Annotated in this window: 15 protein-coding genes; 5 read left to right on the top strand and 10 right to left on the bottom strand. The window is 71.1% G+C overall.

Annotation, left to right across the window (positions count from 1 at the left end; all coding sequences use genetic code 11):
- The first annotated feature begins 159 nt into the window (after nt 1-159).
- On the top strand, nt 160-2,178 hold the full coding sequence (locus ACZ6TV_RS08850; RefSeq protein ID WP_465296595.1) for a carbohydrate-binding protein: 2,019 nt from the start codon (nt 160-162) through the stop codon (nt 2,176-2,178).
- Between the two features lie 132 nt (nt 2,179-2,310).
- Here ACZ6TV_RS08850 and ACZ6TV_RS08845 read toward each other — a convergent pair whose 3' ends face one another.
- The 3 genes from ACZ6TV_RS08845 to ACZ6TV_RS08835 all read right to left on the bottom strand — a co-directional run bounded on the left by ACZ6TV_RS08845 (nt 2,311) and on the right by ACZ6TV_RS08835 (nt 8,037).
- A complete protein-coding gene (locus ACZ6TV_RS08845) occupies nt 2,311-4,038 on the bottom strand; it encodes a tetratricopeptide repeat protein (protein ID WP_465296588.1) in 1,728 nt (575 codons plus the stop codon).
- 567 nt (nt 4,039-4,605) lie between these two features.
- Entirely contained in the window at nt 4,606-5,610 is a 1,005-nt protein-coding gene (locus tag ACZ6TV_RS08840) for a response regulator (protein ID WP_465296587.1), read from the bottom strand.
- Nucleotides 5,611-6,834: 1,224 nt separating this feature from the next.
- Entirely contained in the window at nt 6,835-8,037 is a 1,203-nt protein-coding gene (locus ACZ6TV_RS08835; RefSeq protein WP_465296586.1) for a sensor histidine kinase, read from the bottom strand.
- A 160-nt stretch (nt 8,038-8,197) separates the two neighbouring features.
- On the opposite strand from ACZ6TV_RS08835, the gene ACZ6TV_RS08830 reads away from it, so the two are divergent.
- The 3 genes from ACZ6TV_RS08830 to ACZ6TV_RS08820 all read left to right on the top strand — a co-directional run bounded on the left by ACZ6TV_RS08830 (nt 8,198) and on the right by ACZ6TV_RS08820 (nt 9,955).
- The gene (locus ACZ6TV_RS08830) at nt 8,198-9,046 is read left to right on the top strand and encodes an LrgB family protein (protein ID WP_465296585.1); all 849 of its coding nucleotides are present in this window, start codon (nt 8,198-8,200) and stop codon (nt 9,044-9,046) included.
- 75 nt (nt 9,047-9,121) lie between these two features.
- Nucleotides 9,122-9,478: a PRC-barrel domain-containing protein gene (locus ACZ6TV_RS08825; RefSeq protein WP_465296584.1), complete on the top strand. Its 357-nt coding sequence runs from the start codon at nt 9,122-9,124 to the stop codon at nt 9,476-9,478.
- Between the two features lie 51 nt (nt 9,479-9,529).
- Nucleotides 9,530-9,955: a DUF1622 domain-containing protein gene (locus ACZ6TV_RS08820; protein WP_465296583.1), complete on the top strand. Its 426-nt coding sequence runs from the start codon at nt 9,530-9,532 to the stop codon at nt 9,953-9,955.
- A gap of 97 nt (nt 9,956-10,052) precedes the next feature.
- On the opposite strand, the gene ACZ6TV_RS08815 is transcribed toward ACZ6TV_RS08820, so the two are convergent.
- From ACZ6TV_RS08815 to ACZ6TV_RS08785, 7 genes are all read right to left on the bottom strand, one after another.
- On the bottom strand, nt 10,053-10,682 hold the full coding sequence (locus tag ACZ6TV_RS08815; RefSeq protein WP_465296582.1) for a hypothetical protein: 630 nt from the start codon (nt 10,680-10,682) through the stop codon (nt 10,053-10,055).
- A 272-nt stretch (nt 10,683-10,954) separates the two neighbouring features.
- A complete protein-coding gene (locus ACZ6TV_RS08810; protein ID WP_465296581.1) occupies nt 10,955-11,500 on the bottom strand; it encodes a hypothetical protein in 546 nt (181 codons plus the stop codon).
- 108 nt (nt 11,501-11,608) lie between these two features.
- The gene (locus ACZ6TV_RS08805; protein ID WP_465296580.1) at nt 11,609-11,905 is read right to left on the bottom strand and encodes a DUF1540 domain-containing protein; all 297 of its coding nucleotides are present in this window, start codon (nt 11,903-11,905) and stop codon (nt 11,609-11,611) included.
- A gap of 124 nt (nt 11,906-12,029) precedes the next feature.
- Nucleotides 12,030-13,796 (bottom strand): aa3-type cytochrome oxidase subunit I, encoded by a 1,767-nt coding sequence (gene ctaD / locus ACZ6TV_RS08800; RefSeq protein ID WP_465296579.1) that lies wholly within the window; start codon nt 13,794-13,796, stop codon nt 12,030-12,032.
- Nucleotides 13,797-13,910: 114 nt separating this feature from the next.
- Nucleotides 13,911-14,882, bottom strand: coding sequence for a hypothetical protein (locus ACZ6TV_RS08795; RefSeq protein ID WP_465296578.1), 972 nt, complete (start codon nt 14,880-14,882; stop codon nt 13,911-13,913).
- A 78-nt stretch (nt 14,883-14,960) separates the two neighbouring features.
- On the bottom strand, nt 14,961-16,739 hold the full coding sequence (locus ACZ6TV_RS08790) for a sensor histidine kinase (protein WP_465296577.1): 1,779 nt from the start codon (nt 16,737-16,739) through the stop codon (nt 14,961-14,963).
- Between the two features lie 195 nt (nt 16,740-16,934).
- Entirely contained in the window at nt 16,935-17,765 is an 831-nt protein-coding gene (locus ACZ6TV_RS08785; protein WP_465296576.1) for a DeoR/GlpR family DNA-binding transcription regulator, read from the bottom strand.
- A gap of 353 nt (nt 17,766-18,118) precedes the next feature.
- On the opposite strand from ACZ6TV_RS08785, the gene ACZ6TV_RS08780 reads away from it, so the two are divergent.
- Nucleotides 18,119-19,348 (top strand): ABC transporter substrate-binding protein, encoded by a 1,230-nt coding sequence (locus tag ACZ6TV_RS08780; protein ID WP_465296575.1) that lies wholly within the window; start codon nt 18,119-18,121, stop codon nt 19,346-19,348.
- Nucleotides 19,349-19,458: the final 110 nt, after the last annotated feature.

Here is a 19,458-nt window from a genome sequence, read left to right as displayed (position 1 = left end):
CGACCCGGCCGGTCACCCCCACACGCCCGACCAGCACAACAAGATCACTAACCCAGGCCAGCCCAGCACCGAAACCTCATCGGTGGATCAGGGCTCAGTGAGGGCGCGGCCGGCGGCACCTACGACGACTGGGACGGCCGCGCCGAGCCCTCCGACGTGATGGCCGCCGAGGAGCAGGCGATCTGGGCCGCGGCGTACCGCAACACCACCCAGTGGATCGCCGACAACCGCGAGGGACGCAAGATCGCGTACACCGCGCACACCGGCGACATCATCGAGAACGACTACTACGACCCGCTCGCCAAGAACCCGGACGGCACGCTGCTGCGGCCCGGCCTCAACGAGCAGGTCGAGCGGGAGCTCACGGCGGCGTCGGAGTACCAGAAGGTGCTCGACGACAACGGCGTGGTCAACCAGGTCATCGCCGGCAACCACGACGACCAGCTGGGCGCCGAGACCGGTCCGGACTCGCGGTTCAGCAAGACGTTCAGCGCCGGGCGGTACTACGGTGTCGCCAAGAGCTGGCCGGCGGGCACCGAGTACCACGCCTGGGACGAGCAGGTCGCGGCCGACGGCAGCGTCATCCCCGGCAAGGACAACCAGAACAACTACGTGCTGTTCTCCGCCGGCGGCCTGGACTTCGTCGCGGTCGGCCTGTCCTACGGCGTGACGCCGCAGGAGGCCAGGTGGGCCGACTCGGTGTTCAAGCGGTACAAGGACCGCAACGGCATCCTGCTGTCGCACGACTACCTGAAGCCGTCGGTCAACCCGGACGGCCGCGGCGCGGGCTTCTCGGCGCCGGACGGCTCGCCGCTCTACAAGCAGGTCGTCGAGGCCAACCCGAACGTCTTCCTGGTGCTGGCCGGCCACGAGCACGGCGTCGGCACCAACGTGAGGTCGAAGGTCGGCGTCACGGTCACCCACGATGTCGTGGAGCTGCTGGCGGACTACCAGTTCTACACGGTGTCCGCCGGTGACCTGTGGCCCGGCCGGGTCGACGCAAGCGGCAACATCGACGTCAACGGCGACGGCACGGTGGACCACAAGGCCACCGACCGCCTCCAGTTCGGCGCGAGCTTCCTGCGCCTGCTGCAGTTCGACGTCGACCGGGCCGAGGTGCACATCGACACGTACTCGCCGTTCCTGAACAACTTCGGGGCGACCGAGTACGACATCCGGGCCGACGGCAGCCAGACGAAGCCGCGGTACAACGGGGCCGAGGACAACCTGACCCTGCCGGTCGACCTCACCTCCCGCAAGACGTCGTTCGCCACCGACTCCCTCGCGCTGTACGTGCCGGGCGGTACGATCGCGCAGCAGGAGGTCACGGCGAACGGGACCGCGACGGTCACCTGGTCCGGGCTCGCGCCGGCCACGTCGTACGGCTGGATCGTCTCGGCGACGAGCGCCGACGGCGGCGCGGCCGTGGCCCAGCCGGCGGTCTTCCGCACGGTCAAGGCCAAGCCGCAGGTGACGGCGACGGCCGCGCCGGTCGACTGGGGCACCGCGGCGAAGGTGGACGTCACCGTGGCCGCCGGCGGCCTGCCGGTCACCGGCAAGGTCGAGCTGCGCGAGGGCACGACGCCGCGCGGTACCGCGGAACTCGCCGCGGGCAAGGCGAGCTTCACCCTGCCGGCCGGCCTGTCCGGCGGCGTCCACAACCTGACCGCGGCCTACCTCGGCACCGACGGCTACGAGCCGGCCGAGGCCGGCGTCGCGGTGACGGTGAACCTGCCGCCGGCCTGGGTCGCGACCACGCAGTACAAGTTCAACGCCCGGGTCACCTACCAGGGCAAGGTGTACCAGGCGGCCTGGGCGACGCAGAACCAGAAGCCCGGCGACCCGAACGGCGCGTGGCAGGAGATCGCCATGGCCGAGGACGGCGCCGCGCTGTGGACGGCGTCGCGGATCTTCAACACCGGCGAGTACGTCACGTACCAGGGCAAGCAGTGGCGTGCCATGTGGTGGACCCGCAACCAGGCACCGGGCGACCCGAACGGCCCGTGGGAGGAGATCGCCCCGCCGCCGCCGGGTGGCGGCCCGGCGGCGTGGGCACCGACGCGGGTCTACAACGCCGGTGACCGGGTGACGTACCAGAACCACGTGTACGAGGCGAAGTGGTACACCCGCAACCAGAAGCCGGGCGACAAGAACGGCCCCTGGAAGCTGGTCAGCTAAATCAGCCGGGCAGTCCTGCTGCTGGTGCCGTCCCTGATGCCGGGCGCACCAGCAGCAGGACCCGGACCCACCGGTACTCCTCCATGCGCGCCACCGAGAACTCGTCGCGCAGCCGCCTCGGGTCAGGTGACGTCAGTGCCGGCGGGATGACGTGTGAGCGCGGCAGCGGTTGAGGCCGGTGCGCAGGTCGCGGCGGAGCTTGGCGTCCAGGCCGGGCACGGCCAGCGCGGCGGTCAGGTCGGCACCGGCCTCGTCCCAGCGCTCCAACCGCATCAGCGCGGTGGCGCGGTTGTAGCGAGGCTCGGCCGCGCCCGACAGCAGCACCGCGTGGTCGAGGTCGGCCACGGCAGCGGTGGCGTCGCCGCGTTCGAAACGCACGGCGGCCCGGTTGGTCCACGCCTCGGCCAGTCCGGGGTCGGCGTCGAGGGCCCGCGTCAGCAGATCGTCGGCCTCGTCGAGGGCACCGCGTTCGGAGCGGATCAGGCCCAGCGTGCACAGCAGCGCGGGCGCGTCGCGCCGCTCGGCCGGCGCCGACCGTACGCATGCTTCGGCGGCGGCGAGGTCACCCCGGGCGAGATGGAGGTTCGCGAGGGCCACACGGGCGTCGAGATGGGCCGGGTCGATGGCCAGGACGCGCCGCAGGTCCTCACGTGCCGCCCCGCCGCGTCCGGTCTCCTCATACAGCGTCGCGCGGTTGTAGTACGCCTCCGGCAGGTGCGGTCCCAGCCGGATCGCCGCCGCGTAGTCGTCCAAGGCCGCGCTCGTACGACCGGCGGCACGGTGCAGGGCGGCCCGGTCGACGTGGTACTCGCAGTTGCCGGGGTCGAAGGCGATGACATCGTCGAGGTCGGCCAGCGCCTCCGCGGCGCTGCCGAGCGCCAGGTGGAGCTGGGCCCGGTTGTGCCGGAGGCGGGCCTGGTCCTGCCGGCGCTCGTCGGCGCCCAGGACGGTGGACAGCTTCGCCAGACCGGAGTTCACCAGTTCCAGCGCCTGGTCCGCCCGGCCCTCGCGGCTGTCCAGCAGTGCGATGCCTTGCTCGTAGAAGACGGTCGACACGACACGCCGGCGTTCGTCGGTGATGTCTTGTGCCAGGCGAAGTGCCCGCTCCAGCCATTGCCTGGCCATGTCCGGGTTCTGCTGCGCCGGGGGAAGGTGGCGGGCGTGCAGCATGGCCGTGGAGTACGCGGCCGACATCGTGATCTTTGGATCGTCGGTGGCGGCCTGGGCTTCGGCGTACAGCTGGAGTGCCTCACCGGCGTCGCCGATCGCGGCGAGGGCGGTGGCCAGTCCCGTGGTGAACGACCACCAGAGGGCAAGGTCGGTCTCGGGGGTGACGGCGGCCCGGCCGCGCCGCGCGGTGCGCACGGCGTGGTGGTAGAAGCCGCGCGCCAGACTGTCGCCCAGCATGGCGCGCAGGTGGGTCGGCCGGGATTCGGCCTCAGGCTCGGGCGCTCCCCCGTCGTGGAGGTGCAGTTCCATCGGCGTCGACGCGAGCCGCCGCGTCAGCGTCGCGAGGAGTTCCGCTGTCGTCTCGTCGGCCGCGTCGGTGTGGACGAAGTGGACGGTCAGGGGGCGGCGTCTGGCGCACGCGGCCACGAATTCCGATGCTCCGAACGCGAGGGCGGCCGTACGCCGGGCGGGGTGGAACCGGATCGGCTGCTCGTCCGCCGCGGCCGTCGTGGCCGGGTCCAGGGCCGGGACGATGGAGTGCAGCTCGACGCGATGGCGGGCGGCCTGCCGGGGATGTTCCCGGGCTAGATCGGCGAGGAACGCGTCGACTCCTGCGTACGGGCCGAGGTCGCGGTGGCAGTCGTAGGGCGGGCGCTCGGAGGCGCCCGCCCGGCCGCGTCTTACCAGCACCACTCGATCCAGAGCCGCCGGGCTCCGGACAACAGGCGCACGGCACTCTTGTGACGGATCGTCATTTTCCGCACTGGCCACCTCCGACAGAGATCACAACGAATTGATCAGCATCATAGAGCTATCCGTCGATGAATTGGAAGAGCGCTCCGGCGGGCTGCTCGACCCGGACGATCGGGCCGCGGTGACCGCCCCCGTGCCCGGCTGTCCGGTCCACCCGCGGAACAGCACCGACCGCGGCAGGTAGCCGGACTCGATGTCGATGTCCCAGCCGGTGTCGTCGGCGGCCAGGCAGGCCGGCGACAACGGCCCACGGGCACCAGGCTCGCCGGGCGGGGATCGCCCGCCTCCACAGTGGCGCGGCGCGGCCGGTGATGATGAGGTCGCGCAGGTGCCGGTTGTAGCGCATGACGGGGCATTGCCCCGGTGGCCATCCGCTGGCCCTCGCTGAAGAACGTGACGTAGTCGAACCCGACCCGCCTCTGCTCAAGGCCGGCAGGACGCTCACCGTGTGCCGCCTCGAGGTCTACGCCGGCGAACTGCTCGTCGCGGCGGGCCAGCAGACGCTCATCCGGACCGGTCGAGCAGACCCGCCTCACGGGCCAGGATGGCGGCCTGGGTCCGGTTCTCCAGGCCGAGACGGGTCAGGATCCGGTTGACGCGGCTCTTCACCCCGGCCTCCGACAGCGACAGCGCACGGGCGATCCTCACGTTGGACAGCCCCCGCCCAAGCAGCACGAGCACCTCCAGCTCACGATCGGTCAGCCGAGCGACGGAAGCGGCGGCTCCACCGGGCCCGGAACCTCCACCGGGCCCAGCACCTCCGCCGGGCGCGCCGGCCCGGCCGCGCTCAGCACCACCGCTGACCGCACGACCTCCGCCGGGCTCGGCGGGCCAGCCGGGCACAGCACCTCTGCCAGCCGCGGCACCTCCGCCAGGTCCGGCGGCCCGGCCGGTCGCGGCATCTGTGCCGGGCACACCGCCTCTGCCAGGTTCGCCGGCCCAACCGGACACGGCACCTCCACCAGCCGCGGCACCTTCGCCAGGTCCGCCGGCCCAACCGGGCACAGCATCTCCACCAGCCGCGGCACCTCCGCCAGTCACACCACCTCCGCCGGGCGCGGTGGCCCAGCCGGGCGTGGCGGCGAGGGTGTCGATGAGCCGTCGGGTGACCGCCGGGGCGAGCACCGCGTCCCCCGCCGCCACCGCCCTGATCGCGTCGCACAGCTGATCCGGCGACGCGTTCTTCAGCAGGAACCCGCTCGCACCGGCACGCAACGCCGACTGCACGTACTCGTCGAGGTCGAACGTGGTCAGCACGAGCACCTTCGGCGCCGGCGTCGGGTGCGGCCACCCGCCGACGATGCGGCGGGTCGCCTCGACCCCGGTCATGCCCGGCATCCGCACGTCCATCAACACGACGTCCGGCCGCTCCGCGGCGGCGAGCGCCACGGCCCGCTCGCCATCGGCCGCCTCGCCGACGACCCGCAGACCAGTGCGCCGCTCCAGGATCGCCCGCAACGCGGCACGGACCATCTCCTGATCATCGGCGATCAGCACAGTGACGGTCACAGCTCACCCTCGCACCGAAACGTCGCCGCCAGCGGCCAACCGCTGCCGGAACACGGGCCGGTCCACAACGTGGCGCCCAACAGCGCGACCCGCCCCCGCGACCCGCGTAACCCCAGACCGGCACCCGGCACAGGGCAACGCCCGACGACCGCCGGACGACCTGACGGCCGCTGACCTGACCGGCGCGGACCTGACCGGCAGTCGCAGACCAGCATCATCCACAGCGCGGCACGGACCATCTCCTGATCGTCGTCGGCGATGGGCACGGCGACGGTCACAGCCTGCGCTCCCACGGCAACGTCGCCGTCAACCGCCACCGGGACACGGCCCGCCCGCAGAGTCCCGCGGAACAGCGCGACCCCGCCCCCGCACTCCAAGCAACCCCAGACCAGCACCCGGCACACCGACGGCCGACGACGGCCGGACCGCCACCCACCAGCACCGCCCGCGACGCGGCACGGGCCGTCTCCGAAGCGTCGGCGATCAGCGCAGTGACGGTCACGGCTCACTCGCCCGCAGAAACGTCGCAGCCAACCGCCCACCAGAACACGGGCCGGGTCCGCAATGCGCTGCCGAACAGCGCGGTCCACTGTCGCACTCCCCTGGACCGGACCCGGCTGAGCGTTCTGCCGCACCCCGAGCAACCCGAGACCGGCACCCGGCGCAGGCCGGTGCACGGTGAACGCCGGCCGTTGGGTGGCCGCGATCCGCCTTGACGCCCGGTCCACGCCGCCACCTTCGGCGGCGACCAGCGCGGTGGTGGTCACGGCTCGTCCTCCCGCGGAAACGTCGGCGCCAAACCGCCAACCACCGCGAGACACGGATCGCCCCGCAAAGTCCCGCCGAACAGCACGACCCCGCCCGGCACCCCGAGCAACCCGAGACCGGCACCCAGCACAGGCAGGTGCCCGGCGACGGCTGGACGTTCGGTGGCCGCGATCCGCCTCGACGCCCCGATCCACGCCACCACCTCCGGCGGCGACCAGCACAGTGACGGTCACGGCTCGCCCTCCCACCGAGCGCCGCAGCCAACCGCCACCAGGACACGGGCCGGGGGCGCAGAGCGCCATCGAACAGCGCGAACCCGGCCCACACCCCGAGCAACCCGAGACCGGCACACGGCACAGGCGAGTGCCCGGTGACGGCCGGCCGTTGGGTGGCCGCGATCCGTCTCGGCGCCCCGGTCCAAGCCGTCACCCTTGGCGGCGAGCAGCGCGGGGGCGGTCACGGCTCGCGCTCCCACGGAAACGTCGCCGCCACCCGCCAACCGCCGCCGGGACACGGGCCGGTCCGCAGGGTGCCGCCGAACAGGGCGACCCGCTCCCGCATCCCGATCAGCCCGAGGCCGGCGCCCGGCACGGGTGGGTGGCCGGGGACGGGCGGGCCGTTGGCGATGTCGACCTTCAGGGTCCGGTCGTCCTGCTCCACGGACACCCGCACGGCCACGGCGCCCGAGTGTTTCAGCGTGTTGGTGAGTGCTTCCTGGATGACGCGGTATGCGGACACCTGCACGGCGGCGGGCACGTCGGGGCCGATCGACACGTCGAGGTCGACGGTGCAGCCGGCCGTCGTCGCGAGCGCCGCCAGCTGGTCCAGGTGGCCGAGCGACGGCTCCGGGTCCTGGGCGGCCTCGCCGTCGGAGAGCAGCTTCAGCAGCCGGCGCATCTCCAGCAGGGCGGTGTCGGCGGCGGCGCCGATGGCCTTGACGCCGCGGCCGGCCAGCGGCGGGTCGTCGGCGATGACCTCGGTGGTGGCCCGTGCCTGGATGGCGATCGCGCTGACGTGGTGGGCGACGAGGTCGTGCAGGTCACGGGCGATGCGGGCGCGCTCGGCGGTGACGGCGCGTTCAGCGCTGCGCTGCTGCTCGGCGCGCAGCCGGGCGGTCAGGTCCCGCAGCTCGGCGGCGTCGGCGTGGATGTGCCGCTGCGACCTGCCCAGCTGCCACAACCCGGCGATGAGGCCGACGGCGACCGTGACCTCGATGATCCCGGGCCGCAGCGCCGGTGGCAGCGGCGTGCCGGCGAGCGGCCGATAGACCGCGTCGTGCCCGAACATGGCGACCGCCGCCACACCCACGGACGCGAGGCTCAGCGGCGGCGGCGCATACCGGGCGACGGCATACACGGCGAACGCGAGCGGTAGACCGTCGCGGAAGCTGATGACCGGGTCGACGAGCTCGAACGCCACATAGGCCACGCTGGTCGCGAACATGACCGTCCACGGGTGGGTGCGGCGCCACAGCATCGGGGCGGCCTGCGCGACCAGCAGCGTCCACAGCGCGGCGGCGGTGCCGGGGTCGTCGGGTGAGAACGGCGCGGTCGGCCACTCGGGCGGGCCTGCGCTCTGCCGGAGCAGGACCATCGCGACGGCGAGCGCGCAGGCGAGCACCGCGTCCGTCACTCTCGGCCGCCGCTGCCACCGTCCCATGATCACCTCCCCTGGTGCAGCATCACTCTAAGTCGCGGGTGTGACAGTTTCGGCGAAAGGAATCCAAAGTTGCGGCCGGCTCATCCACGCGGCCGAGGGGGTGTCCGTTTCCCGCTTCTACGGTCGAACCACCCTGACCGAACGACCCGGAGGATGTTCCTTGACCAGCACAGCTCGTACACCGGCGACCAGCACAGCCCGTACACCGGCGACCAGCACAGCCCGTACACCGGCGGCGCTGACGGCGCTCGTGGTCGCGCTCGCCGTCGCGTTCGTGGCCGCTCCCGGCACCCTCGCGGGCGGCGACCACGCCGGTGAGGGGGCACTCAGGTCGGCGGTCCGCGGGGCGTTCCCCGGCTACTGGCGGGCCGGCGACGCTGATCTCACCCCCGCCATGCAGCGCATCTCCGACTACTGGCTGCGATACCACGTCGCCAAGGCGGTGATCGCGGCGCTGCTCCTGACCGCGCTCGTCGCTCTCGGTCTGCGGATCTGGCGCCGGTACGCCGAAGCCCGCCGCCACCGGATCGCCCTCGCCGCCGGTGGGGTGTTCACCACGGCCTTCGCGCTCGGGACCCTCGTGGTCGTCATGGCCAACCTGCAGGGCGCCGCGGCACCGTTCGCGTCGCTGCTGCCGATGCTCGTGGACAGCCCGCCCGACGCGCAGCTCGCCGGTCCGCTCGGCGAGGTCCGGCGGCAGGTGTACGGCGTGGTGCACGAGCATCAGACCGCCTCGCCGGTACTGCGACGGATGATCGACGACTACGCGCTGTACCACTGGGTGATCGCCGTCATCGCCACGGTCGTGGTCGCGGTCCTGGTCGCGGCGAGCGTGCTGCTGTGGCGGCGGCGCACGTCGGCGGTGGGTCCGGTCCGGCGGGTCCTCGCCTCCTACGGCGTGCTGTCGGCGCTGGTCGCCCTGGCCCTGACGGTCGTGGTCGTGGCAAACGTCGGCAACGCCACGGATCCCGGCCCGGGTTTCCTCGGCCTCTTCGAAGGCGGCTGGTGACCCTGGCGGTGTGAAGACGCGCTCGTGGGTAGTGCATCGCACGAGTGCGACGGGGATTGCTGTCAGGAGGAAGTCGTGTTTGAGGCAGAGGACGTCCGGGAGTGGCTCGGCCGCGACGTGGTCGACACCGACGGGGACAGGATCGGCCCGCTGGAGTCGATCTACGTCGACACCGTGACCGATCAGCCGTCGTTCGCCACGGTCACGGTGGGGATGCCGATGCGGCACCGGCTGGTGTTCGTGCCGCTGGCCGACGCCACCGTCGGCCCCGGCTACCTCAAGGTGCGGCATCTCAAGCGTCAGGTCAAAGCCGCCCCGTCGATCTCCACCGAGGGAGAGCTCCCGGCCGGCGACGAGGCCGCGATCTTCGCGCACTACAACCTCGTGTACGCCCAGGGGTCCCGCGGCGAGCGTCGCCTCGCCCGCCGGTGATGATCACGGATCTGACGGGCGCGGCTCGATCAGGCGGCGCCGGGAGACACGATGACGTTCACCGGCCTGATGGAGCACGTGGCGCAGGGGTTCGACGCGCTCGGCGGCGGCGTGCTGGTGTTCGGGCTGCTGTGGTCGGTGGGCCTCGCCGTGCGGACCTGGCGGCGGGCCGGCGGGCGCCGGGCGTACCAGGCGCTGCGGGAGACCTTCGGTGGGGTCCTGCTGCTCAGCCTCGAGGTCCTGGTCGCCGCGGACCTGATCCGCACGGTCGCCGTCGCGCCCACCATGCAGAACGTCGCGGTCCTCGGCCTCATCGTGCTCATCCGGACCTTCCTCAGCTTCTCGCTCCAGGTCGAGATCGACGGCACCCTGCCCTGGCGCCGGGCGCTCACCAGCGGCGCGGCCACCGTCGCGCGGGCGGCCCGCACCGCCCGGGACGCTGAGGACACACCGGAGCGCCGGCCCGAGGCGTCCTGAGGGACGAGCACGGTGGCGCCCGCCGGGACCGGCTCCGCACGGAGCTTCGTCGGTCCCGGCGGGCGCCACCGCTCAGGAACCCTGCCGTGGCGCCGGCTCAAGCCTCCAGCAGCCACCAGGCGACCGGCACCCCACCGGCGGGGGCCGCGGCGTTGAGGTGCAGGCGCAGCTGGCCCGTCGCCGGGTTCGGCACCGCCGCCTTCACCCACACGGCGGTGCTGCGCTGCGCGACCGCGAGCGCCCGGGTGGAGGCGTAGACCTGCAGCCCACCGACGGTCACGCTGCTGGCGCCGGCCGGCACCGTGACGGTGCCGCTGCGGCTGAAGCGCGCCTGGCCGCGGACGGCGAGGGCGGTCTTGCTGAACTCGTCCGGCGCGGAGGCGATGACGCCGACACCGCCGAGGTCGCCGGCGATGCCGATGACGCCGGTGCCGATGTCGCTGCGCCCGATGAGTCCGTTGCCGTTCGAGGAGTACCCGACGACGCCCGCGTCGAAGCCCGTGGCGTCGACCGCGACGGTGGCGGTGTTGCGGACGTCGAGCGTGGCGGTGTCGGCGGTCGAGCGCAGGACGGTGGACGCGGCGCCGGCGTTGTTGTCGGCGCCCTGGACGACCGGGTCGCCGGGTGCGGCGGCCGCCGGTCCGGCGGTCGTGACGGCGGCGGCGACCGCCGCCACGCCGCCAGCGCCCGCTCCGGTGAGGATGCCTCGCCGGCTGAGCTTGTTCACTGGTTTCTGGTGTGCCATGACTTACGCTCCCCTCGTGTCGTGGTCATCGCGACCCGTCCAGTGTCGGGGGAGCTAATGCGGAATACGAGCGGCTATCCGTCTGACATAACGACGAATACCGATTGATTTACCCTTCAAGAAATCGCATTGTGCTGACACTCCGTCCGGAACAAAACCATTCCGCTCCAAACGATTGTCCGGCGCTGCGAGACCCTGATTCCGATCATGCCGTCGCATTCTTCGGCCACCCGACCACACTCGAGCGGCGTGCGTCAGCGGGAGGCGTCCGGGACGCCCCGGGCGCGCAGTGCGGCCGTCACCGCCGCCGGGCCGCCCGGGAAGAGCCCGACCTGCACGGGGTAGCCCCGCCGCCCGCCGCGGGTGCGCCTGCGGGGCGGCCGGCCCTCCGCGTCCTGCAACGAGGTCATCGCCGCCGGGTGCGCGACGACGTCGAGGTTGGCGAGGACCGACCGGCCGCGGACCGTCGCCGACTCCACGTCCGGCCACGCGATCAGGACCGCCCGGGCGTGGGTCGTGCCGATCTCCACCCCGGCGGCGGACAGCCGGACCCAGTGCGGGCTGCGGATCAGCAGCACGAGCGACACGCAGAGGACGACGGCGGACGGCATGAGCGACGGCGGAACGGCGAGGAGGTCGGCGGTGCGGTCGACCGGCCGGCCGAGCAGCGTCGCCAGCCCCGCGTAGACCCCGGCGACGGCCAGCCAGACCAGGACGGCGATGCCGGCACAATACGCGCCAGTCCGGCCCGTGGAGGCCCGGAACAATACGGCGTCAGGCGCGGGCGGCGATGGGATCACGGCATCATTGTGCGGCCATCGCGTCGTGTTCCGTCGACCTGAGGCGCTACGCCGGCCTCCCCCCACCGCAGTCGGGCCGAGGCCGGCACCGCTATGACTCCGGGCAGGTCACGCCGTCCGGTAGGTCAGGCAGTCGCTGACCGTGACGTCCGGGCCGACCTGGACGGACGGCGCCGTGCAGGCCAGGCTGGTGTTGTGGACGCAGTCGGTGCGGGCGCACGCGCCGACGCTGCCGGTGATTCCCGCGGTGCCCCCGCGCACCGAGGACTCGACGTAGGTCGCGCACGATGCGGCCGGACCGGCCGCCGCGACGGTCACCGCCGGCGCGTGACAGCCACCGTCGTTGAAGCTGCACGCGACGGCAGCGCATTCGCGTACGGCAGGCATCGCCAAAAGGGTCTTCATGATTTCTCCGCTCACCGATCAAACCGACGTGCGATCAATTCAGAGCGTAATCAAGAGAATCGGCTGCCAGTCCGTTTCCACCGGTCGCGCGGGATGACGGGAGGAGGAGATCCACCGCGGCGGGTCACGGACCTTCCTGATCCGGGTCCCGGTGGTCCAGATAGCTCGCTCCGTCGTCGGACTCGCTGAGGAACGGTCTGGCGCCGCCTTCCGGCGGTCCGGCCGCCGACTGGCCGCCCGCGGCCAGTTCCGGGAACTTCGCGTCGAACGCCGGCCGTTCGGAGCGGATGCGGGGGATCCGGTCGAAGTTGCGCAGCGGCGGTGGGCAGCTGGTGGCCCATTCGAGGGCGTTGCCGTGACCCCACGGGTCGTCGAGCTCGGTGACCCGGCCGGCCCGGTAGGAGATCCACACGTTGTACAGGAACGGCAGGGTGGCGGCGCCGAGGACGAACGAGCCGATGGTGGAGATGGTGTTGAGGGTGGTGAACCCGTCGGTCGCCAGATAGTCGGCGTAGCGGCGGGGCATGCCCTGGGTGCCGAGCCAGTGCTGGACGAGGAAGGTGAGGTGGAAGCCGACGAACGTGAGCCAGAAGTGGACCCGGCCGAGTCGTTCGTCGAGCATCCGTCCGGTCATCTTCGGGAACCAGAAGTAGACGCCGGAGTACACCGCGAACACGATCGTCCCGAACAGCACGTAGTGGAAATGGGCGACGACGAAGTACGTGTCGGTGACGTGGAAGTCGATCGGTGGCGAGGCGAGCAGTACACCCGACAACCCGCCGAGGAGGAAGGTGACGAGAAATCCGACGGCGAACAGCATCGGGGTTTCGAAGGTGAGCCGCCCGCGCCACATGGTCCCGGTCCAGTTGAAGAACTTCATGCCGGTCGGGATGGCGATGAGATAGCTGAGGAAGCTGAAGAACGGCAGGAGCACCTGGCCGGTGCCGAACATGTGGTGCGCCCACACGCTCATCGACAGTGCCCCGATGGCGATGGTGGCGCCGACCATGCCCTTGTACCCGAAGACGGGTTTGCGGCTGAAGACGGGGATGACTTCGGTGATGATGCCGAAGAACGGCAGGGCGACGATGTACACCTCGGGGTGGCCGAAGAACCAGAAGAGGTGCTGCCAGAGCATCGCGCCGCCGGTGGCGGGGTCGTAGACGTGCGCGCCGAGGACCCGGTCGGCGAGCAGGACGAGCAGGGCCGCGGCGAGGAGCGGGAACACCATGATGATCATGGCGGCGGTGATGAGGATGTTCCAGGTGAAGATGGGCATCCGGAACATGGTCATGCCGGGCGCCCGCAGGGTGAGGATCGTGGTGATCATGTTGACGGCGCCGAGGATGGTGCCGAGACCGGACAGCACGAGACCGGCGATCCACAGGTCGGCGCCGACGCCCGGGCTGTTGGTGACGCTGTTGAGCGGGGCGTAGGCGAACCAGCCGAAGTCGGCGGCGCCGTTGGGGGTGATGAACCCGGCGACGACGAGGGCGCCGCCGAACAGGTAGAACCAGTAGGCGAGGGCGTTGAGCCGCGGGAAGGCGACGTCGGGGGCCCCGATCTGCAGCGGCACGATGTAGTTGGCGAAGGCGAACACGATCGGGGTCGCGAACAGCAGCAGCATCACCGTGCCGTGGATGGTGAACAGCTGGTTGTACTGCTCGGCGGACAGGAACTGCAGGCCGGGCCGGGCCAGTTCGGCACGCATCAGCAGGGCCATCAGGCCACCGGCGGCGAAGAACACGAACGACGTGACCAGGTACATGATGCCGATCTGCTTCGCGTCCGTGGTACGCAGCAGCCGTCCCAGCGCGGATCCTCTGGTCGCCGGCCGGACCTGCCGCAGGCGCCTGACGGTCGGCACCGGCTGGGGCTTTATCGCGGTCACGCGGACTCCAAGCTCGAGGACATGCAAACGCCTGCGGCGACCCACGCGGGCCCGGCGCCGATCGCTACCCCTGAGCTGGACGTCGAAACTGCCGGTGCGCCAGGGACGAGTGCGCTACGTCAGTTCCGCGGCGCGCCCGCCGTTCTCCCTCCACCACGGGGCGTACGTGCCGTCCCAGGGAAGCGGTTCCCTTCGCGAACCGTCGGAGCGGTACGTGCGCCGGGTGGGGAAGACCGTGACTTCCATGTCCGCCTCGGACTCCCGGGACGCGAGCCGCACCTCGTCGAAGGCGTCGTCCACCGCGACGACCGGCCGGCCGCTCATGACGATGTGGATGTGGTCGAAGACGCCGTGCTCGAACGAGTCGAACACGGTGATCGTCAGGAAGCAGGCGCCGAGCGGGTTGGGCGGGTCGGGCTTCCTGCGGGCGTCCGCCCAATCGGCGATCGTGTGACCCGCTCCCCATTCGAACCGGGCCACCTCCCCCGGTCGCAGGAGCCGTTCCCGCCGCGCGGCGGTCTCCTCCACGAACTGGGCCTCGTCATCGAGCCGCACCCGTGCGGTGGTCGCGCCTTCGTTGATCAGTACACCCCTGGTCTGAAACCACATGAGCCGGTTGCGCTCCGCGTTCCGCGCGAAGAGCCGCGCCGGCGAGGCCGCTTCGGCCTGCGCCACAGAACGCTGGTCGAGCAGCCGCAGTTCGTTGCCGTAGGGCATCCGATCACGCGTCGCGTCGATCAGCGGGGGCCATTGCGGCGCCTCGACCAGCGCGACGACGAGGGGAGCCCGCTCGTCCGTCCTGGTGCGTGCCGCCTCCCGGACCGCCACCGTGGCGGACTGCAGCATCTCCCGGGCGAGGACGACCTGCTCGTCGGCGGCCTTCGCCTGCGCCGCGTTGATCTCGACCTGCTTCTGCAACTCCGGCAGCTGCTTGGCGGCGGTTCGGGCCGCGCTGCGCCCCGCGCGGGCGGCCGAGGAGGCGGCGACCGCCGCGGCGACCGCACCGATGGCCGCGATGATCTGAATCCACTCGGCCGGCGTCAGACGACCGATGCCGGCTGTCAGCGCATCCCAGAATCCCCGCACGGCCTGCGACCTGCCCCGCTCAGGCAGGTATAAGCGCCTGATGCCGAAATGACCGCCGCGGCCGCTGTGGTCGTTCGTTCACGCGTCGCCGATCGGGATCTTGACCAGCAGCCTGGTGCCGTGCCCGAGCGGGCTCACCAGCTCCATCTGTCCCCCGATCGTCTCGACGCGGTCCTGCAGGCCGATCAGCCCGGACCCGCTGCCGGGATCCGCTCCTCCGATCCCGTCGTCCTGCGCCATGATCTCCAGGACCCCGTCTCCCGCTTCGACGTCGACCCGCACCGCGGACGCGCAGGCGTGCTTGATGGCGTTGGTGAGCACCTCCGACACCACGTAATACGCGGTCACCTCGACGGGCTCCGGCAGCTGCCGGTCGAGCTGCAGGTTGAGCTCGACCGGGAGCCCGCTGCGGCGGGCGAGCGTCTTGAGCGCCGGGCCGAGCCCTCCCTTGGACAGGATCGCCGGATGCATCCCGCGCGAGATCTCCCGCAGGTCGTCGAGAACGCCCCTCAGACCCTCCGCGGTGCCCGACAGCAGTGCCCTGACCCCGTCCTGATCGGCCGGCATCGACGACTCCGCCATGCGTAGTTCCAGGCTGAGCAGGACGAGGCGTTGTTGCGCGCCGTCGTGCAGATCGCGTTCGAACCGGCGCCGGGCGTCGTCAGCCGCGGCGACGATGCGGGCGCGGGACGCGGTCAGCTGCGCGCGGCTGGCGGCATTGGCGATCGCGGTCGCGACGAGGTCGGTGAAGTCGGCCATCCGCGCCTCGGCATCGGGCGGTACCGGCGCGGACTCCGTGGACACGACGACGGCCGCGCCCCACAGGCGCCCCTCGACCATGACCGGAACCCCGACCCCGGAACGGGAGCCGCAGCTGTCCATCCGGACCGGGCGGCCGGTGCGCAGCACCGCCGCGGTGACGCTGTCGCCGTCGAGCGGGACGTGCGTGTCGGTCACATCGCCGGCGAAGACGTCGTGGCCCGCGACGCGGGAGGCCGTGCCGTCGGCCTCGTAGCGGATCAGCGCCGCGCTGTGCAGACCCAGCAGCGCACCCAGCTCGGTCGTCACCGCCCCGAACACCTCGGTCGGCGAGGCGCCGCGCGCGGTCAGCGTCGCCACCCGGCGTAACGCGGCCTGCTCCGCCACCAGCGCACTGAGCGCCGCACGGTTCGCCTCCCGGTCGAAGGCCGCGCACAGCAGCGCCTCCAGCGAGGGGATCACCCGCTGGCGCAGCCGTGCCGACAGGCTCTTGGACAGGTCGACGGGCACCAGCAGCGTCCCCAGGCGGGTGGCACCGTCCCACAGCGGGAACGCGGTCTGGCGCTCGTCCGCGGTGACCGCGCCGAGCTCGATCGCCGCGAACGGCAACGCGAACGCCTCAGCGAGCCGGTTCGACGCCGTCACCAGCGCCGAACGCAGGTCGTCCGCGCCCAGCATGAGATGGGCCAGTTCGGCCGCGAGGTCGGCGTCCTTGCGCCGTTCGGAAGCCTCGACGGAACGCGACCGGGCCAGGTCCGTCAGGCCGCTGGTCAGTATCCCCGCGACGATGAAGAACGCGAAGCCCTCCAGGTTCTGCCGCGCCGAGATGTCCAGGCTCGAATAGGGCGGGACGTGGAAGTAGTCGAGGGCCAGGGCGCTGGCCACCGACGTCAGCACCCCCAGCCGGACACCCCACACGGTCGAGATCAGCAGGACGCCGAACAGGTAGACCAGGCCCTTGGCGCTCTCGTAGGTGGCCCGTTCGAGCGGGAACAGGACGAGCGTCTCCACCACGATGAGCGCCGCGGCGACCACGAGCCCGAGCGCGAAGGGTGGCTGCACCGGGCGCAACAGCAACGACACCAGACGCGTGCGCATCAGCCACCGCACCCCTCACACGTCGGTCGCTGCGGCCCCACACGGGAGCGAAATCAGTCAGGACGACGAGCAGTCAGATACGTGCGACCGTGGTGTCCTGGCACAGCACCAGACATCCGACCGGCTATCAGGAACAATTACCCCTAAATCGTACTGCCCGCACCTCGCGCGACGACCCCGTCCACGCCCCGGGGCCTACCGCTGGGCCAGGGGCCTGGCGGCAGGGGTGATCAGTTCCACGCCGCTGGCCTTCAGGGCGTCCAGCAGGTCGGGCGGCGGCGCGGTGTCGGTGATCAGGTAGTCGGCGGCGCCGAGCTCGGACACCTGGGCGAACAGGCGGCGGCCGAACTTGGAGGAGTCGGCGAGGATCGCCACGCGGGCCGCCCGGGAGATCATCTCCTGCATCATCGCGGCCTCGGCGAGGTTGCTCGTCGTGTAGCCGGCGTCGGCGGCGATCGCGCCGACGCCGATCAGCGCGAGGTCGCAGCTGATGTCCAGCTCGGCGCCGGTGTTGGCACGGAAGCTGACCGGGCCGATGGTGGCGAGGGTGAGCGCCCGCACCGCGCCGCCGAACATGTAGATGTCGCGGATGGCCGTGGGTGGGAGTGCACCCGGCACCAGGAGATTGTTCGTCGCCACGGTGAGGTCGCGGTGCTGCCCGAGGTTGCGGGCGAACGCGAGGGTGGTCGTCCCACCGTTGATCATGATGGTCGAGCCGTCCTGGACCAGCGTCGCGGCCAGCGCCGCGATCTTCTCCTTCTCCTGCTCCTGCACGGCGAGCCGCTGGTCGACGGCGCGGTCGGTGCGGGCGACCGTGGACAGGCTGACGGCGCCCCCATACGTGCGCACGAGGATGCCGTCGGCGGCCAGCTGATCGAGGTCGCGCCGCACGGTGTCGATCGAGACACCGAAGCGCTCGGCCAGCTCACCCACCGTGACCTGGCCGGTTTCGGCGACATACCCGGCCAGCTGAGCCTTGCGTCCGGCGGGTAGGTGGCGCTGCCGTTCGTCCCTGCCAACAGTCACTGGTTCCCCCTTGTCAGTGCGGGAGTATGCCACATATGCGGGCCCCCTGGGCGCATCGCCGCGCAGAGCCGCGAAGAGCCGCAGCAGTGGGCATAGCGGGCTGAAACCCAGCACTGGCTGGGCAAACCACCGTCCAGAAGGCCGCAGCGGGAAGTCGTGTTCCGCCTCATGGCGCAACAGTATGCAGCACTCCGCAGTTTTCTGCTGTTCTTCTCTTGTACTTGCCTGTAACACGCTGCTAACGTGACGCCAACGCAGCACAGAACAGAAGGATCTCGATATAGAAGGAGTCCGCCATGACAGTTCGTGCAACCCGGCTGAGGCGAGTGGTGGGGGCGGTGACAGCGGCCGCGATGGTTGCGTTCGTGGCGGCGTGCGGCTCCGGCGACTCGGGCGCCGCCGCGGACGGCAGCGTGACGCTGGAGTTCGCCCAGTGGTGGGGCGCCGAGCTCCCGGCCGGCGAGTTCGACAAGATCGTCAATGACTTCACCGCCCAGAACCCGAACATCAAGATCAAGCTGCTGAGCGCGCCGTACGCGTCGACCAAGCAGCAGCTGATCACCGGCGCCGCGTCGAAGACCCTGCCCGACGTGGTGGGCCTCGACGGCGCCTGGGTCAACGACTTCGCCAAGCAGGGCGCCATCGCCGACATGTCCAAGCTGATGACCGACGCGAACTACGACGCCGGCCAGCTCGCCAGTCAGGTGCAGATCAAGGGCAAGACCTACATGATCCCGGTGGTCAACTTCGTCTACCCGCTCTTCGTCAACAAGGACCTGCTCACCAAGGCAGGCGTCGCCGAGGTCCCCGCCACCCGCACCCAGTTCCTCGACGCGGCCAAGAAGATCACCGCGACCGGCAGTGACACGAAGGGTTGGGCGCTCCCGCTCGACACCGCCGTCCCCAACGGCATCCAGAACGACGTCATGTCCTGGCTCTGGGCGTCCGGCGGCAGCATGCTGGCCGACGGCAAGCCCGACCTGACCAGCGCCCAGGTCAAGAGCACGATCGACTACGTCAAGAGCCTGAACGACGCCGGTGTCATCGCCCCCGGCTCGCTCACCATGAAAGAGCAGGACAAGGTCGAGAAGTTCACCAACGGCCAGGTCGGCATGATGATCGACTCCCTCGCGCACATCAACCTGATCAAGAAGAACAAGCCGGACCTGAAGTTCGAGGTGGCGGCCCTGCCGGCCGCGGACGGCTACACCGGCAAGCGCGGCATCCCGTACGCGTCGTGGGGCATCGGCATCTCCAACTCCACCAAGCACAAGGCCGAGGCGTTCAAGTTCGTGTCCTACCTGATGAGCCAGGACGCCAACGCGAAGCTGAGCACCATCGCGAACGGCTTCCCGGGCAACAAGAACGCCAAGCCCGACTTCAGCAACAGTGACCCGCTGTTCAAGACCGCCTTCGACATCTACCAGCAGGGTTACCCGGCCAACGAGTTCGTCGGCCTGCCCAAGGCCGAGGACCTGATGCGCAGCTTCGACGAGCAGCTCCAGCTCGTGCTGACCGGCAAGACCACCGTCGACAGCGCCCTCGCCAAGTCGCAGGAGTCCTGGTCCTCGGTGATCGAGTAGTCCGCCCGGGGGGAGGGGGGGGGGGTAGGGGGGGGGGAACCACGAAGGAGAAGAAATGGGAGTCCTCAAGGGAACAGAAAACAAAAAAACCCAACCAGGGGGGGGGAAAA

This window comes from Dactylosporangium sp. NPDC051087, from assembly GCF_055586325.1.
The sequence above is the reverse complement of the archived record's forward strand: the minus strand, read 5'-3'. Positions and strand labels throughout refer to the sequence as shown.